Annotated in this window: 16 protein-coding genes; 11 read left to right on the forward strand and 5 right to left on the reverse strand. The window is 75.6% G+C overall.

What is annotated here, in order from left to right; all coding sequences use genetic code 11:
- The 3 genes from ald to VGB14_11085 all read right to left on the reverse strand — a co-directional run.
- A partial coding sequence (ald, locus tag VGB14_11075) for an alanine dehydrogenase (protein HEX9993460.1) occupies positions 1-922 on the reverse strand: 922 nt, incomplete at its 3' end.
- A 41-nt stretch (positions 923-963) separates the two neighbouring features.
- Positions 964-2,433 (reverse strand): aspartate aminotransferase family protein, encoded by a 1,470-nt coding sequence (locus tag VGB14_11080; protein HEX9993461.1) that lies wholly within the window; start codon positions 2,431-2,433, stop codon positions 964-966.
- A complete protein-coding gene (locus tag VGB14_11085) occupies positions 2,430-2,903 on the reverse strand; it encodes an Lrp/AsnC family transcriptional regulator (GenBank protein ID HEX9993462.1) in 474 nt (157 codons plus the stop codon). Before VGB14_11085 ends, VGB14_11080 begins: the two co-directional genes overlap by 4 nt.
- A gap of 123 nt (positions 2,904-3,026) precedes the next feature.
- Between VGB14_11085 and VGB14_11090 the strand changes: the two genes are divergently transcribed.
- The 3 genes from VGB14_11090 (at position 3,027) to VGB14_11100 (ending at position 5,974) form a co-directional block, all read left to right on the forward strand.
- On the forward strand, positions 3,027-4,328 hold the full coding sequence (locus VGB14_11090; GenBank protein HEX9993463.1) for an FAD-dependent oxidoreductase: 1,302 nt from the start codon (positions 3,027-3,029) through the stop codon (positions 4,326-4,328).
- A gap of 102 nt (positions 4,329-4,430) precedes the next feature.
- Positions 4,431-5,198 carry a neocarzinostatin apoprotein domain-containing protein gene (locus VGB14_11095; protein ID HEX9993464.1) on the forward strand — a complete coding sequence of 256 codons (768 nt, stop codon included), beginning with the start codon at positions 4,431-4,433 and terminating at the stop codon, positions 5,196-5,198.
- 20 nt (positions 5,199-5,218) lie between these two features.
- Positions 5,219-5,974, forward strand: a complete 756-nt coding sequence (locus VGB14_11100; protein ID HEX9993465.1) for a neocarzinostatin apoprotein domain-containing protein — start codon at positions 5,219-5,221, stop codon at positions 5,972-5,974.
- Here the strand turns inward: VGB14_11100 and VGB14_11105 are convergent.
- Both VGB14_11105 and VGB14_11110 read right to left on the reverse strand, forming a co-directional pair.
- Positions 5,953-6,330, reverse strand: coding sequence for a helix-turn-helix domain-containing protein (locus VGB14_11105; GenBank protein HEX9993466.1), 378 nt, complete (start codon positions 6,328-6,330; stop codon positions 5,953-5,955). The two genes, VGB14_11100 and VGB14_11105, sit on opposite strands and share 22 nt — an antisense overlap.
- A complete protein-coding gene (locus VGB14_11110; protein ID HEX9993467.1) occupies positions 6,327-6,563 on the reverse strand; it encodes a thiamine-binding protein in 237 nt (78 codons plus the stop codon). Before VGB14_11110 ends, VGB14_11105 begins: the two co-directional genes overlap by 4 nt.
- A gap of 52 nt (positions 6,564-6,615) precedes the next feature.
- Here VGB14_11110 and VGB14_11115 point away from each other — a divergent pair, with 52 nt between their 5' ends.
- The 8 genes from VGB14_11115 to VGB14_11150 form a co-directional block, all read left to right on the forward strand.
- Positions 6,616-7,875, forward strand: coding sequence for a Zn-dependent hydrolase (locus VGB14_11115; protein ID HEX9993468.1), 1,260 nt, complete (start codon positions 6,616-6,618; stop codon positions 7,873-7,875).
- Positions 7,863-8,783, forward strand: coding sequence for an N-carbamoyl-D-amino-acid hydrolase (locus tag VGB14_11120; GenBank protein HEX9993469.1), 921 nt, complete (start codon positions 7,863-7,865; stop codon positions 8,781-8,783). Before VGB14_11115 ends, VGB14_11120 begins: the two co-directional genes overlap by 13 nt.
- Positions 8,780-11,353 carry a molybdopterin cofactor-binding domain-containing protein gene (locus VGB14_11125; protein HEX9993470.1) on the forward strand — a complete coding sequence of 858 codons (2,574 nt, stop codon included), beginning with the start codon at positions 8,780-8,782 and terminating at the stop codon, positions 11,351-11,353. Before VGB14_11120 ends, VGB14_11125 begins: the two co-directional genes overlap by 4 nt.
- Positions 11,344-12,375 carry an amidohydrolase family protein gene (locus VGB14_11130; GenBank protein HEX9993471.1) on the forward strand — a complete coding sequence of 344 codons (1,032 nt, stop codon included), beginning with the start codon at positions 11,344-11,346 and terminating at the stop codon, positions 12,373-12,375. The genes VGB14_11125 and VGB14_11130 overlap by 10 nt, the downstream gene beginning before the upstream one ends.
- On the forward strand, positions 12,372-13,370 hold the full coding sequence (locus tag VGB14_11135) for an LLM class flavin-dependent oxidoreductase (protein HEX9993472.1): 999 nt from the start codon (positions 12,372-12,374) through the stop codon (positions 13,368-13,370). The genes VGB14_11130 and VGB14_11135 overlap by 4 nt, the downstream gene beginning before the upstream one ends.
- Complete coding sequence (locus VGB14_11140; protein HEX9993473.1) at positions 13,367-14,479, forward strand: diaminopropionate ammonia-lyase; 1,113 nt, start codon at positions 13,367-13,369, stop codon at positions 14,477-14,479. Before VGB14_11135 ends, VGB14_11140 begins: the two co-directional genes overlap by 4 nt.
- The gene (locus VGB14_11145) at positions 14,476-15,066 is read left to right on the forward strand and encodes a nucleoside deaminase (protein HEX9993474.1); all 591 of its coding nucleotides are present in this window, start codon (positions 14,476-14,478) and stop codon (positions 15,064-15,066) included. The genes VGB14_11140 and VGB14_11145 overlap by 4 nt, the downstream gene beginning before the upstream one ends.
- 2 nt (positions 15,067-15,068) lie before the next feature.
- Positions 15,069-16,012: FAD binding domain-containing protein (locus VGB14_11150; protein ID HEX9993475.1), on the forward strand; the 944-nt coding region annotated here is incomplete at its 3' end.

The raw sequence follows: 16,012 nt of genomic DNA on the forward strand, positions 1-16,012 counted from the left end.
GCACGGCGCCCGGGATGTTGCCGACGGCGTAGTGGACGACGCCGTGGCGCTCGTACACGGGGTCGGCGTGGGTCGTCTCGTGGATGGTCTCGACGCATCCACCCTGGTCGACGGCGACGTCCACGATGACCGCCCTCGGCCGCATGGAGCGGACCATGTCCTCGGTGACGACCATGGGCGCCCGGCCGCCGGGGACGAGGATGGCGCCGATCACGAGGTCGGCCTCGGCGATGGCCCGCTCGATCGAGCCCCGGTTGGAGGCGAGGGTCATGATCCGGCCGCGGTGGATCTGGTCGACGAAGCGCAGGCGGTCGAGGTTCTTGTCGAGCAGGATCACCTCGGCCTCCATGCCGGCGGCGATCCAGGCCGAGTTCCACCCGACGTTGCCGGCGCCGAGCACGACCACCCGGGCCGGCCGCACCCCCGGCGCCCCGCCGAGCAGCACGCCCCGGCCGCCGTGGTGGCGCTCGAGGTAGTGGGCGCCGATCTGGGTGGCCATGCGCCCGGCCACCTCGCTCATCGGGGCCAGCAGCGGCAGCGCGCCCGACGGCAGCTGGACGGTCTCGTAGGCCACGCCGGTGACCTTGCGGGCCAGCAGGGCCTTGGCCACCTCGGGGTAGGCGGCCAGGTGGAGGTAGGTGAACAGGACCTGGCCCTCCCGCATGCGCGGGTACTCCTCGGGCTGGGGCTCCTTCACCTTGCAGACGAGCTCGGCCCGCTCCCACAGCTCGTCGACCGAGGCGACGATCTCGGCCCCGGCGCCGGCGAAGTCGGCGTCGTCGATGGCCGAGTTCACCCCGGCACCGGCCTCGAGGAGGACCTCGACGCCGTGCTGGCTGAGCTCGCGCACGCCGTCGGGCGTGATCGCGACCCGGTTCTCGCTCTCCTTGACCTCTCGCGGAACGCCGACCGTGAGTGCCATCACCCTTCCTTCCGGGACCGCTCCCTTGCGGCCGCCTCGGTCTAGCCGATCCCGGCCCGCATCCGCTGCCCCGCCTCGGTCAGCACGGTGCGCAGCACGGACCGGATCTCGTCGATCTGCGAGCTGCCGCACACGAGCGTGGGCGCCAGCTGGATGACCGGGTCGCCTCGGTCGTCGGCCCGGCAGATCAGGCCGGCCTCGTAGAGCCGGGGCGAGAGGAACCCGCGGAGGAGGACCTCGCCCTCCTCGTCGGAGAACGTCGCCTTCGAGGCCTGGTCGCGCACGAGCTCGACGGCGACGAAGTACCCGGCGCCCCGCACGTCGCCGACGATCGGCAGGTCCCGCAGCGACTCCATCGCCTCCCGCAGCTCGCCCTCGTGGCGGACGACGTTGCCGATCAGGTCCTCCCGCTCGAACAGGTCGAGGTTGGCCATGGCGACGGCGCAGGACACCGGGTGGCCGCCGAAGGTGATCCCGTGCAGGAAGCTGGCCCGCCCGTCGAGGAACGGCTCGGCCAGGCGGTCGCTGCACAGCACGGCGCCGAGCGGGGCGTAGCCCGAGGTGAGGCCCTTGGCGCAGGTGATCATGTCCGGCTGGTAGCCGTAGCGCTCGCAGCCCCACATGGTGCCGAGGCGGCCGAACGCGCAGATCACCTCGTCGGACACGAGCAGCACGCCGTGGCGGTCGCAGATCTCCCGCACCCGCTGGAAGTAGCCCCGCGGCGGGGTGAAGCAGCCGCCGGAGTTCTGCACCGGCTCGAGGAACACGCACGCCACCGTGTCCGGCCCCTCCACGACGATCGCCTCCTCGATGGCCCTGGCGGCCGCCTCGGAGAACGCGTCCTCGTCGTCGCCGATGGGGGAGCGGTAGGCGTTGGTGTTGGCGACGTGGAACACGCCGGGGGTGAGCGGCTCGAACGGCGTGCGCAGGGCGGGCACGCCCGTGACGGCGAGGGCTCCGAGGGTGGTGCCGTGGTAGGCGAGGTAGCGGGAGATGACCTTCGTGCGCTGGGGCTGGCCGATGGCCTTGAAGTACTGGCGGGCCAGCTTCCACGCCGACTCGACGGCCTCGGACCCGCCGGTCGTGAAGAACACCCGGTTGAGGTCGCCGGGGGCGAGGGCGGCCAGCCGGGCGGCCAGCTCGACGGCCGTCGGGTGGGCGTAGCCCCAGATCGGGAAGTAGCCGAGGGTGGCGGCCTGGCGGGCGGCGGCGTCGGCCAGCTCCCGCCGGCCGTGCCCGGCCTGCACGACGAACAGCCCGGACAGGCCGTCGAGCTTGCGGTCGCCGCGGCCGTCCCACACGTAGGGGCCCTCGCCCCTGACGATGATCGGCACCTCGCCCTCGGCGTAGGCGCCGAGGCGGGTGAAGTGCATCCAGAGGTGGCGCCGGGCCCGCTCGCTCAGGCCGGCGGTGGCGCCGTCGGCGGCCGGTGCGGCGCCGGCGACGGGCGCCTCCGCGTCGGTCGCGGGCTCCCCCAGGGTGGCGGTGGGTGCGTCGTCTGGCTCGGTCACGGGGTCCCCCAGGTGTAGGTCTGCTTGGCGATGCGGAGGTAGATGAGCGTCTCGGTGGTGCGGACGCCGGGGATCATGCGGAGGCCGTCGGACAGCAGCTCGAGCAGGGCGGCGTCGTCCTTCACGAGGACCTCGACGAGCAGGTCGAAGGAGCCGGCGGTGTAGACGACGTACTCGACGCCGTCGTAGGCGGCGACGGCGTCGGCCACCGAGCGCACGTCGCCCTCGACCCGCACGCCGATCATCGCCATGCGGGCCTTGCCGAGGGCGAGCGGGTCGGTGACGGCCACGATCTGCATCACCTCGGCGTCGAGCAGGCGCTGGACCCGCTGGCGCACGGCCGCCTCGGACAGGCCGACGGCCTTGGCGATGTGGGTGTACGGCCGGCGGCCGTCCTGCTGGAGCTGTTCGATGATGGCGCGGTCGGCGGCGTCGAGGGCGACCGACGGCCGCGCTGCGTCCCGGGTCACCGCCCCTCCATCCGATGATCTTGGGCCGTGGGCGGCGCCGCGGGCAAGCATTTCGTCGCCGAAGGCCCCGATCGCTGCGAAGGACGCTTGCCGGGGGGGCCGCGCGGTGCGAATCTTCCGCCCGTGCCGGCCCCGCCCGCCCCGCTCGCCCAGGGCTACCGGGAGCGGCCGTGGTGGTGGGAGGCGGCCCCGCCCCCGCCGGCGACGGGCCCCCGGCGCCTGCCCGGCGCGGTCGACGTGCTCGTCGTCGGGGCCGGCTACACCGGGCTGGCGGCGGCGAGGGAGGTGGCCGGGCGGGGGCGGTCGGCCCTCGTGGTCGAGCGGGACGCGCTCGGCACCGGCGCCAGCACCCGCAACGGCGGGATGGCCCACCCCGGCGCGAAGCGGTCGCTGCCCGACCTGCTGGCCGAGGGCCCGGACGGGCGGGCGCTGTGGGACGCCACCGTGGACGGCTTCCTCGCGCTGGAGCGGCTGGTGGCCGACGAGGGGATCGACTGCCACTACCGGCGCACGGGGCACGTCGTGCTGGCCCACCGGGCCGCCGCCATGGACGGCCTCCGCGCCTCGGAGAAGGCCCACCGGGAGGTGGGCGACGAGGTCCGCCTGCTGGCGAGGGACGAGCTGGCCGAGGAGGTGGGCACCCCGGCCTACGAGGGCGGGCTCGTCGTCGGGCTGAGCGGCGGGCTCCACCCGGCCCGGCTGTTCGCCGGGGTGCTGGGCCTGGCCACCGCGGCCGGCGCCACCGTCGCCGACCGCACCGCGGTGACCGGGGTCGAGCGCCGCCGGGGCGGAGGGTTCACCGTCCGCACGTCGCGCGGCACCGTTGCGGCGGGCGACGTGCTGGTCGCCACGAACGCCACCGCCGCCACCCCGCCCGCGCTCGTCCCCTGGCTGGCCCGCCGGGTGCTGGCCGTCGGCAGCTTCATCGTCGCCACCGAGCCGCTCGCCCCCGACGCGGCGGCGGCGACGATCGCGCGGGACCGGATGCTGTTCGACACCCGCAACTTCCTGCGCTACTGGCGCCTGGCGCCGGACGGCCGGATGCTGTTCGGCGGGCGGACGAGCTTCGCCAGGACGACGGTGGCCCGCTCCCGCGACCGCCTGTACCGGGCCATGGTCGCCGTCCACCCCCAGCTCCGCGGCGTGCGGGTGACGAACGCGTGGGGCGGGCTCGTCGGGCTGACGATCGACCGCCAGCCCCACGTCGGCCGGGTCGACGGGGTGGCCTACGCCGGCGGGTGGTGCGGCAGCGGCGTCGTCCTGTCGAACCACGTGGGCGCGCTGGTCGGCCGCTGGCTGGCCGAGGGCGGCCCGCCGCCGCCGTTCACCGGGCGGCGCTGGCCGAGGGTGCCGGCACCCGGCCGATCCCCGTGGCTGCTCCCCGTGGGCGGCTGGTACTACCGGGCGAGGGACCGCTTCGGCTGACCGCTCGCTCGGTGCCGCGCCGTCGTTGCGTCCGTCCGGTTCGCGGCCTACGGTCGGGTTGGCGCCGGCGTGGGGGCGCCGGGCGCCCGAGAGGAGGCGTCGATGTTCGGACGGCGTGGCGTGGCGGCGGCCCTGGCGGTCGCGGCACTGGTGGGCGGGATGGCAGCACCCGCGGGCGCGGCGGCGAGGGACCCGAGCATCACGGTGGAGCCGGACACGAACCTCGTGGACAACCAGCGGGTGGTCGTCCACGGCGAAGGTTGGCGGCCGAACACGTTCCTCGTCATCGCGCAGTGCGACGCGCGGGCGACGAGCTTCGCGGGGTGCGAGGACGGGATCGGCGTGTTCGAGCCCACGAGCGAGTGGAGCGTGCCGTTCGAGGTCGACCGGGCCATCGACACCGAGGCGTTCGGCCGGGTCGACTGCGCCGACGCCGCCGGCCGCTGCGTGATCGGCGTGCTGGCCCGGCCGGGGCGGGTGCTGGAGACGGCCCCGCTGCACTTCGACCCGGAGGGCCCGCCGGCCGACCCGCCGCTCACGATCGAGGTCGACGTGGCGCCGACGGCCCGGGTGCGGACCGACGCCCGCGGCGCCCGCATCGACGTCACGGTGACGTGCGACCCCGGCGAGCACGCGTTCGTCGACGTCCAGCTGGCGCAGGACCGGGGCGAGGAGGACGCCGTCGGGTTCGGCGGGGTGTTCCTCCGGCGGTGCCGGGGCACGCAGGTGCTGACCATCGACCTGCGGGCCTTCGAGGGCACGTTCGTCCCCGGCGACGCCTTCGTCACGGCCACCGCCTTCGGCTTCCGCACCAACGGCGACCAGGAGATCTCGGACTTCGAGTTCGCCGAGGTGACGCTCGTGGGCTGACCGGTGCAGACTCCGGGCCCATGGCCCGGCGTCTCGCAGCAGCGGTGGTGGCGGTCGTGGCGCTCGTGGGAGCCGGCGCCACGCCCGCCGCCGCCGAGCCCGCCCTCACCGTCACCCCGAGCGCGGACCTGCTCGACGACCAGACCGTGACCGTCACGGGCACGGGGTGGACGCCCGGCGCCCAGGTCGTGGTCCTCATGTGCCTCGCGCAGGACGTGACCGACGCGGGCTGCGACTTCGGCACGGCCAAGGACGGCCGGGTCGAGGAGGACGGCACCTTCCGGCTGCGCTACGAGGTGGAGCGGGTGCTCGACCCCAAGGCGTACGAGCCCACCGACTGCGTCGAGGCCCCCGAGGGGTGCGCGGTCGTCGGCCTCGACCTCGCCGCCCCGGGCGACCGGGTCGTCGTGCCGGTGGCGTTCGACCCCACCGTGCCCCTGCCCCACCCGCTCGACGTCAGCCTGCGCGTCCGCCGGGTCGGCTTCGTGCGCGAGACGGGCCAGGCCGTGCTGTCCGGCACCGTCGCCTGCAACCGGCCCGGCCTCGCCGAGGTCGACGCCGACGTCGCCCAGGACACGCCGGACGTGGTCGGCGCCGGCCGCACGTTCGTCCGCACCTGCGGGCCCGAGCCGGTCGGGTGGCGGGTGGTCGTCGTCGGCCAGGACGGCGGCACGTTCGCGCCGGAGCGGGCCGTCGCCGTCGTGACCGCGGCGACGAGCGCCGAGGACGAGTTCGCCGAGGACCGCCAGGTCGTCTACGTCGACCTGGGCGGCTGAGACTCGATGGCGTTCAGGTAGTTGTAGATCGTGATGCGGCTGACGCCCATGGTGTCGGCCACGTCGTCGGCCGCCTTGCGCAGCAGGAACGCCCCCCGCTCGTGGAGCAGCCGGACGGCCGCCTGCTTCTGCTCCCTCGGCAGGTCGGCCAGCCGCCCGCCGAGCTCCCGCTCCACCGACGTGATCATCCGCCGCAGCGCGCCCTGGAGGCCGTCGACCCGGATGCCGCCCACCACCTCGCCGTCCCAGTCGACGGCCACGTCCGACGGGCGCAGCTCGCCCGCGGGGACGAACGTGGCGCCGACGGCGGCGGCCAGCCGCTCGACGGCGGCGACGAACTGGGCGGGCGCGGTCACGCCCGGTCGACCTGGAGCTGGACCCGGGTCGCCCCCGACCGGAACGCCTCCCGCAGCAGGCGGGCGACGGCGTCGGCGACCGTGTCGACCGGACCGGTGGCCACCGACGCGAACGGCCCGAGCTCGACGGCCAGCCCGGCCTGCTCGGCGGCCTCGACGGCGGCCCGCACGTGCGGGCCGGGAGCGCCCTCGACGAACGGCTCGACGAGGAACTCGAGGGACACCTGGGTCATCGCCGCTCCCGGCTCGCTTGACAATCTGTAAAGGCTGGCGAACGATACCCGGGTGCCGGACCGGGGCGACCTGACCATCGACGGCGACCGGCTGGTCAAGCGCCTCGACGAGCTGGCCAGGATCGGCGCCATCGAGGGCACCCAGGGGTGCTGCCGGCTGGCCCTCACCGACGAGGACCGGGCCGGGCGCGACCTCGTCGTGCTGTGGATGCGGGACCAGGGCCTCGACGTCACCGTCGACCACGTCGGCAACGTCGTCGGCACCCGGGCCGGCCGCGAGGACCTGGCGCCCGTGATGGTCGGCTCCCACGTCGACACGGTGCGCACCGGCGGGCGCTACGACGGCAACCTCGGGGTGCTGGCCGGGCTCGAGGTGCTGGAGACCCTGGAGGAGGCGGGGGTGACGACGAGGCGGCCGCTCGCCGTCGCCTTCTTCACCGACGAGGAGGGCGCCCGGTTCCCGCCCGACATGCTCGGCAGCCTCGTGTACGCCGGCGGCATGGCGGTGGAGGAGGCGCTCGACGTCGTCGGCATCGACGGCGCCCGGCTGGGCGACGAGCTGGAGCGCATCGGCTACCTCGGCACGGCCCCGTGCCCCGGCCCCCCGCCCTACGCCTACGTCGAGCTCCACATCGAGCAGGGGCCGGTGCTGGAGGCCGACGGCGTCACCATCGGCGCCGTCACCGGCGTGCAGGGCATCTCCTGGACCGAGCTGACGATCGAGGGCCAGGCCAACCACGCCGGCACCACCCCCATGCACCTGCGCCGCGACCCCGGGTGGGTGGCCGCCGGCGTGGCCACGTTCGTCCGGGCCCTCGCCCTGGAGCTCGGCGGGCGGCAGGTCGGGACGGTCGGCAAGCTCGACCTCCACCCCGACCTCGTCAACGTCATCCCGGCCAGGGCCACGGCCACCGTCGACCTCCGCAACACCGACGCCGCCGTGCTGGCCGAGGCCGAGCGCCGCCTTCTGGCCGAGGTCGGGCGCCTGGCCGAGGCCGAGGGGGTGACCGTGCGCACCCGCAGCCTGGCCCGCTTCGACCCGGTCGAGTTCGACGAGCGGGTGATCCGCCTGGTCGAGCGGGCGGCCGAGGAGCTCGGCCACTCGGTGCAGCGCATGCCGTCCGGCGCCGGCCACGACGCCCAGATGCTGGCCAGGGTGTGCCCGTCGGGGATGGTCTTCGTGCCGAGCCGGGACGGCATCAGCCACAACCCGGCCGAGCACACCGACCCGGCCGACCTGGCCGCGGGGGCCGACGTGCTGCTGCGGGTCGTCACCACGCTCGCCGAGGAGGGGCTGCCGTGCGGGTCGTGACCGTGGGGGCCGCCCAGCTCGGCCCCATCGCCAGGAGCGAGACCAGGGCCGAGGTGGTCGAGCGGCTCCTCGCGCTGCTCCACCAGGCCGCCGGGGCCGGCTGCGACCTCGTCGTCTACCCGGAGCTGGCGCTGACGACGTTCTTCCCCCGCTGGTGGCTGGAGGGCGACGAGCTCGACGCCTTCTACGAGACCGAGATGCCGTCGCCGGAGGTCAAGCCGCTGTTCGACGAGGCCGCCCGCCTCGGCGTCGGCTTCTGCCTCGGCTACGCCGAGCTCACCCCCGACGGCCACCGGTACAACACGTACCTGCTGGTCGAGCGGGACGGCACCCCGATCGCCCGCTTCCGCAAGGTGCACCTGCCCGGCCACGAGGAGCACGAGCCGTGGCGGCCGTTCCAGCACCTGGAGCGGGGCTACTTCGAGGAGTCGCCCGAGGGGTTCGTCGCCCACCGGGCCTTCGGCGGGGTGGTCGGCATGGCGCTGTGCAACGACCGGCGCTGGCCGGAGACCTACCGGGTGCTCGGGCTCCAGGCCGTCGAGCTGGTGCTGATCGGCTACAACACGCCGCTGCACTACCCGCCCGACCCGGCCCAGACGGCGCTCCAGGCCTTCCACAACCACCTCGTCATGCAGGCCGGCGCCTACCAGAACGGCACGTTCGTGGTCGGCGTGGCCAAGGGCGGCAACGAGGAGGGGGTCGAGTCGCTCTCCCAGAGCGTGGTGATCGCCCCGTCCGGCCAGATCGTGGCCCAGGCGGTGACGACCGGCGACGAGCTCGTCGTCGCCCGCTGCGACCTCGACCTGTGCCGCAACTACACCCACACGCTGTTCGACTTCGCCAGGTACCGGCGCCCCGAGGCGTACGGCCTGATCACCGAGCGCAAGGGACCGGTGCCACCGCCGTGACCAGTTTCCTACTGAACGGTTCCCGGGTCACCGTCGCCGGCGACCACGAGCACCTCCTCGCCGCCCTGCGCGACGAGCTCCGGGTCACCTCCCCGAAGGACGGCTGCGCGCCGACCGGCCAGTGCGGCTGCTGCACGGTGCTGGTCGACGGCAAGCCGCGGGTCGCCTGCCAGACCCCGCTGGCCAAGGTCGACGGCGGCGAGGTCACCACCCTCGAGGGGTTTGACCCGTTCGAGGTCGAGCGCATGGCCACGGCGTTCGCGGCGTGCGGCGCGCTCCAGTGCGGGTTCTGCACGCCGGGGATCCTCGTGCGGGTCAAGGCGATGATCGACAAGAAGGGCGCCGCGCTGACCAGGGAGGACGCCGGCCGGCTGCTCGGCGGGCACCTGTGCCGCTGCACCGGCTACGTGAAGATCCTCGACGCCGTCGAGGCCCTCGCCCGCGACGAGGTCCCGGTGATGGTGGCGCCCGGCGGGATCGGCAGCGCCGGCGTGAAGTACGAGGCCTGCGAGCTGGCCGTCGGGCGGCGGGGCTACGTCGACGACCTCGAGCCGCCCGGCTGCCTGCACGGCGCCGTCCGCCTGGCCGACCACGCCAGGGCCGACGTGGTGCGCATCGACACGTCGCGGGCGGCGGCGGTCGACGGCGTCGTCGCCGTGCTCACCGCGGCGGACGTGCCCGGCGAGCTCCGGGTCGGGCTGATCCACAAGGACTGGCCGGTGTTCATCCCCGAGGGCGGGCGCACCTCGTACCTGGGTGACGTGCTCGCGCTCGTGGTGGCGCGGGACCGGCGCACGGCGCGGCGGGCGGCGGCCATGGTCGACGTGGAGTATCGGCCCCTCCGCCCCGTCACCGACCCCGTGCGGGCGCCGGAGGACGAGGACGCGGTGTGGGGCCTCGACGGGAACGTGCTGTCCCGCAGCGCGTACCGGCGGGGCGACGTGGAGGCGGCGTTCGCGGCCGCGGCCCACGTCGTCCGCGAGGTGTTCCAGACCCAGCGGGTCGAGCACGCCTACCTGGAGCCCGAGTCGACCCTCGCCGTGCCCACGGAGGACGGCGGGCTGCACGTGTACTCCGGCGGGCAGGGCGTGTGGGACGACCGGGACCAGATCGCCTCGGTGCTCGGCGTCGACCCGTCGGTCGTCCACGTCGAGCTGGTCAGCAACGGCGGGGCGTTCGGCGGCAAGGAGGACATGTCGAACCAGGCGCAGACGGCGCTCGCCGCCTGGCTCCTCGGCCGCCCCGTGAAGACCACGCTCAGCCGGGAGGAGTCGTTCCTCCTCAGCCCGAAGCGCCACCCGATCCGCATGGCCTACGAGGCGGCCTGCGACGCGGACGGCCGGCTGACCGCGCTGCGGGCCCGCATGATCGGCGACTCCGGGCCGTACGCCTCGGTCGGCATGAAGGTGCTGGAGCGCTCGGCCGGCCACGCCTGCGGGCCGTACGTGATCCCGAACGTGGACGTCGAGTCGATCGCCGTGCGGACGAACAACCCGGTGTGCGGCGCCTTCCGCGGGTTCGGGGCCAACCAGGCCCAGTTCGCCATGGAGGGGGTGATGGACCGGCTGGCCGAGCGGGTCGGCATCAGCGGGTGGGAGATCCGCAGCCGCAACGTCGTGCGCCCGGGCGACGAGTGGGGGCCCGGCCAGATCCTGGACGAGGGGTGCGAGGGCGGCCGCTGGTGCCTCGACGCCGTCCGCGACGTGTACGAGGCGGCCAGGGCGGCGGGCAAGCCGGTCGGCCTCGGCGTCGGCCTCAAGAACTCCGGGCTCGGCAACGGGTTCAAGGAGGTGGCCCGGGCCGTCGTCCGCTTCAGGGAGGACGGGTCGGTGGAGGTCCGCCACTGCTGGACCGAGATGGGCCAGGGCGTGCACACGGTCGCCCTCCAGGTCGCGGTCGAGGAGCTGGGGGTGGCGCCCGAGCGGGTCGAGGTGCTGGTCGACACGAGCAGGGAGCTCGGCGCCGGGCAGACGACCGGCAGCCGGGGCACGCTCATGGGCGCCGGCTCGGTGGCCGACGCCTGCCGGCGGGCGGTGGCCGACGGCTGCCGGCCCGGCGTCGACTACGAGGGCGAGTACCGGGTGGACTGGACGAACTCCCTCGACGAGGGGCTCGAGCACCCCGTCATCCACTCGACGTTCTCCTACGCCGCCCAGGTCGTCATCCTCGACCCCGAGACCGGCCGCATCGAGCGGGTGGTGGCCGCCCACGACGTCGGCCGGGCCGTGAACCCCCAGCTGTGCGAGGGGCAGATCGAGGGGTCCGTGCACATGGGCCTCGGCTACGCGCTCACCGAGGGGTTCCCGGCCGACGAGGACGGGCGGCCCCGGAACACGACCCTGCGGAGCCTCGACGTGATCCGGCCGAAGGACATGCCGCCGGTCGACGTGATCCTCGTCGAGGCGCCCCAGCCGGGCTCGCCCTACGGGGTGAAGGGGGTGGGCGAGATCGGCCTCGTGCCCACGGCCGGGGCGGTGGCCGCCGCGCTCCACGACCACGACGGCGAGTGGCGCAGCGTGCTGCCGATGGCCAACGCCGACAACCGTGAGCGGGCGTCGGCGTGGGCGTGACCCCCGGCCTCGTGTGCGCCCACCACCACCTGTACTCGGCGCTGGCCCGGGGCATGCCGGCCCCACCCCGCACGCCGCGCGGGTTCACCGAGATCCTCGAGCTCGTGTGGTGGCGGCTGGACCGGGCGCTCGACCTCCAGGCCATCCGGTGGTCGGCCATGCTCGGCGCCGTCGAGGCGCTGGAGCGGGGCTGCACGGCGATCGTGGACCACCACGAGTCGCCCTCGGCCATCGAGGGGTCGCTGTCGGCCGTGGCCGACGCCTGCGCCGAGGTCGGCGTGCGGGTCGTGTGCGCCTACGGGGTCACCGACCGCCACGGGCCGGACGGGGCGGCCAGGGGCCTGGCCGAGAACGACCGCTTCCTCGCCGCGGGCGGGCGGGGCATGGTCGGCCTGCACGCCGCGTTCACGTGCGGCGACGAGACGATCGCGGCGGCGGCCGACCTGGCCCGCCGCCACGGCGTCGGCGTGCACGTGCACGTGGCCGAGGGCGAGGTCGACGCCGGCGCCCCCGAGCGCCTCCGCCCCCACGCCGACGAGCGGTGGGTGCTCGCCCACGGCGTCCACCTGCCCGACGACCACGGCCTCCCCGGCACGATCGTGCACAACCCCAGGTCGAACATGAACAACGCCGTCGGCTACGCCCGCCCGGCCCGCTTCGCCAACCCGGTGGCCCTCGGCACCGACGGCATCGGGGCGGACCTGCTGGAGGAGTTCCGCCTGGCCTACGCCCGCCACCGCGAGTCCGACGTGACCGCCACCCCGGAGACGGCGTGGTCGTGGCTGGCCGCGGGATGGGACCTCGTGCCCGAGGCGGCCGGCGACCGGGTGACCTGGGACTGCGACGCCACCGACCCGTGGCATCTCGCCTTCACGCCGGGGGTGGGCCCGGTGGAGGTCGTGGTCGACGGGCGGGTCGTGCTCGCCGGCGGCCGGCCGACCCTGGTCGACCCGGCCGAGGTGCGGGCCAGGGCGGCCGAGGAGGCCGGGCGGCTGTTCGCCCGGCTGGAGGCGGTGGCGTGAACCGGGTGGCGCTGTACCTCCAGGACGCCCACCCGATGCGGGAGGCGATCGAGCACGTCCGCCACGCCGAGGCGCGGGGGTTCGAGGCGGTGTGGCAGGCCGACTCCCGGCTCGTGCGCGAGTGCTCGGTCCCGCTCGCCGCCTTCGGCGCCACGACCGAGCGGATCCGCCTCGGGTCCGGCGTGGTCGACTGCTGGACCCGCAACCCGGCCCGCCTGGCGTCGACGTTCTCGACCCTGGACGACCTGGCCCCCGGCCGCGTGATCCTCGGCATCGGCGCCTGGTGGGACCCGCTGGCGGCCAAGGTGGGCGTCGAGCGGCGCCGCCCGCTCACCGTCATGCGCGAGGTGGTGACCGCCGTGCGCGCCCTTCTGGCCGGCGAGACCGTCACCTTCCACGGCGAGCACGTGCACCTCGACGGCGTCGAGCTGGACTACGTGCACCAGGAGCGCCGGCCGAAGGAGGTGCCGATCTACGTCGGCGCCACCGGCATGCGGATGATGGAGCTGGCCGGCGAGGTGGCCGACGGCGTGCTGCTCAACTACCTCGTGTCGGTCGACTACAACGCCCGCGCCCTCGACGCCCTGGCCAGGGGGGCCGAGCGGGCCGGCCGGTCGGTCGACGACGTCGACCGCCCCCAGCTCGTCGTCTGCTCGATGGACGAGGACCGCGACGCCGCCCTCGACGCCGCCCGCCTGCTCGTCACCCAGTACCTGGGCCAGCAGCCCCACATCATGGAGGCCTCGGGCGTGCCGGCCTCGCTGCTCGAGGACATCGGCGAGGTGCTCACCTGGCCGGCGACGGCCGAGCAGGTGGCGAAGGCGGCCGAGCGGGTGCCCGACGAGGTCGTGCAGCTGCTCTGCGCCGCCGGCACGCCCGACGAGTGCCGGGCCAAGGTGGCCGAGTACGTGGCCAACGGCTGCACGTGCCCGGTGCTGTACCCGCTCGGGCCGGACGTCGGGCTGATGATCGACACGTTCGCGCCGGCGTCGTGACGCCGACCGCCGTCCGCAACCCGCTCCGCCGGCCGGTGGAGGTGGCGCCCGGCCGCGAGCCGCTCGGGCTCCACCGCCGCCTGCCCGGGTACGAGCCGACGCCGCTGCGGTCGCTGCCCGACCTCGCCGCCGACCTCGGCCTGGGCGGCGTGCTGGTGAAGGACGAGAGCTCCCGCCTCGGGCTGCCCGCCTTCAAGATGCTGGGCGCCTCGTGGGCGACCTACCGGGCGCTCGTGGACCGGCTGGGGCGGGACGTGGAGCCGTGGTCGACGGTTGACGAGCTGCGCGAGCGCCTCGCCCCTCTGCAGCCGGTGACCCTGGCGACGGCGACCGACGGCAACCACGGGCGGGCCGTCGCCCGCATGGCCAGGCTCACCGGGTGCGCCGCCCGCATCTGGGTGCCCGAGCACACGGCCGCGGCCCGGATCGAGGCCATCGAGTCCGAGGGCGCGCGGGTGGCGGTGGTCGCCGGCGGCTACGACGACGCCGTCGAGGTCGTGCGGCAGGCGGCCGACGACCGCACGGTCATCGTCAGCGACACGGCCTGGGAGGGCTACGACCGCGTCCCGGCGTGGGTGATCGAGGGGTACTCGACGATCTTCTGGGAGGTCGACGACCAGCTGGCCGAGGCCGGCCTGCCGGCGCCCGACGTGGTCGTCGTCCCGGTCGGGGTCGGGGCCCTGGCCGCCGCCGCGGTCGCCCACCTGCGCCGGCCCGGCGGGCCCGACGGCACCGTCCTCGTGTCGGTCGAGCCCGACGACGCCGCCTGCGTGCTCGCCTCGATCGAGGCCGGGGGGCTCGTCACCCTGCCGGGCCGCCAGCGCTCGATCATGGCCGGGCTGAACTGCGGCACCCCGTCGCCGGTGGCGTGGCCGCTGGTGTCCGCCGGGTTCGACTGGTTCGTGGCCGTGGACGACGACGCCGCCAGGGACGCCATGCGGGCGCTGGCCCGGCAGGGGATCGTGGCCGGGGAGACGGGGGCGGCCGCGCTCGCCGGGCTGGCCGCCGCCCGCGGCGTGCTCGACCGGTCGGCCACCGCGCTGCTGCTGTGCACCGAGGGGGCGACCGACCCGGTCGCCTACCGCGAGATCGTCGGGGTGGTGCCATGACCATCGTCCGGCAGGTGACCATCTCGCTGCCGCCGTGGGTCGACGACGTGCTCGCCCGCCACCCGGCCCCGGCCGGCGACGAGGAGCGGATGCGGTTCGTGCTCGACGTGGCCGGCGAGCAGGTGCGCCAGGGCACCGGCGGGCCGTTCGCGGCGGCCGTGTTCTCCGGGGCCACCGGCGAGCTGCTGTCGGTCGGGATGAACCTCGTCGTGCGGTCGTGCGCGGCGATCGCCCACGCCGAGGCCGTCGCCCTCGCCCTGGCCGGGCAGCGGGTGGGCAGCTACGACCTGTCCGGCGTGCCCGCCGTGCTGCTGAGCACGGCCGAGCCGTGCGCCATGTGCCTCGGGGCCATCCCGTGGGCCGGCGTCGCCCGCCTGGTGTGCGCGGCGTCGGACGAGGACGCCCGCGCCATCGGCTTCGACGAGGGCAACAAGCCGGCGAACTGGGTCGAGGGCCTGGAGCGGCGGGGGATCGAGGTCACCTGCGGCGTGCTGCGCGAGGAGGCGGTCGCCGTCCTGCGCGACTACGTCGCCAGGGGCGGCCCGATCTACAACGGCGCCACCCCGGTGCCCCCGGCGGACGGCTGAGCGTGCACGCCGTCCAGCGCCCCGGCACCACCGTCCGCGCCCACCACCGGCCCGCCACCCTGGACGAGGCGCTCGGCCTGCTGGCCCGGCTCGGGCCCCGCGGCCGGGCCGTCGCCGGCGGCACCGACCTGCTCCTCGAGCTGGCCAGGGGGGCGAGGGCCGGGGTCGAGGAGCTGGTCGACCTGACCGCCATCGCGGGACTGGACGAGGTGACCGAGGACGGCGCCGACCTCGTGCTCGGGCCGCTCGTCACCCACAACCAGGTCCTGGCCGACGAGCGGCTGGTGGCCGGCGCCCTGCCCCTCGCCCAGGCCTGCCTCGAGCTGGGCGCCCCGCCGCTGCGCAACCGGGCGACGGTGGTCGGCAACCTGGTGACGGCCAGCCCGGCCAACGACACGATCTCGGCCATGCTCGCCATGGGGGCGACGGTGGAGGTGACGGCCGCCGGGGGCGGGCGCCGGCGGCTGGCCCTGGACGAGCTGATCACCGGGTTCCGCACGACCGCGCTGGCCCCCGGCGAGCTCGTCACCGCCGTGCGGGTGCCCCGGCTCGGGCCGGGGGAGCGGGGGCTGTTCGCCAAGCTCGGCCTCCGGCGGGCCCAGGCCATCTCGGTCGTCCACGTCGCCGCCGTGGTGCGGACGGACGGGGCGGTCGTCGCCGAGGCCCGCCTGGCCCTCGGCAGCGTGGCGCCGACGGTCGTGCGGTGCCCGGCCGCGGAGGCGGCGCTCGCCGGCCGCCCGCTCGACGGCGCCGCCATCGAGGAGGCGGCGGCCGCCGCGGCCGCCTCGGTCCGGCCCATCGACGACGTCCGGGCCACCGCGGCGTACCGGTCCGAGCAGGTCGCCGTCCTCGTGCGGCGGGTGCTGGCCGCCCTGCGGGACGGGCGGGAGCGGGACGGCTGGCCGGCCCGCCCGGCCCTGCTCCACCGGGCGAGGGACGCCCGCCC

Source organism: Acidimicrobiales bacterium (assembly GCA_036399815.1).
In the GTDB taxonomy this organism is placed as follows: domain Bacteria; phylum Actinomycetota; class Acidimicrobiia; order Acidimicrobiales; family DASWMK01; genus DASWMK01.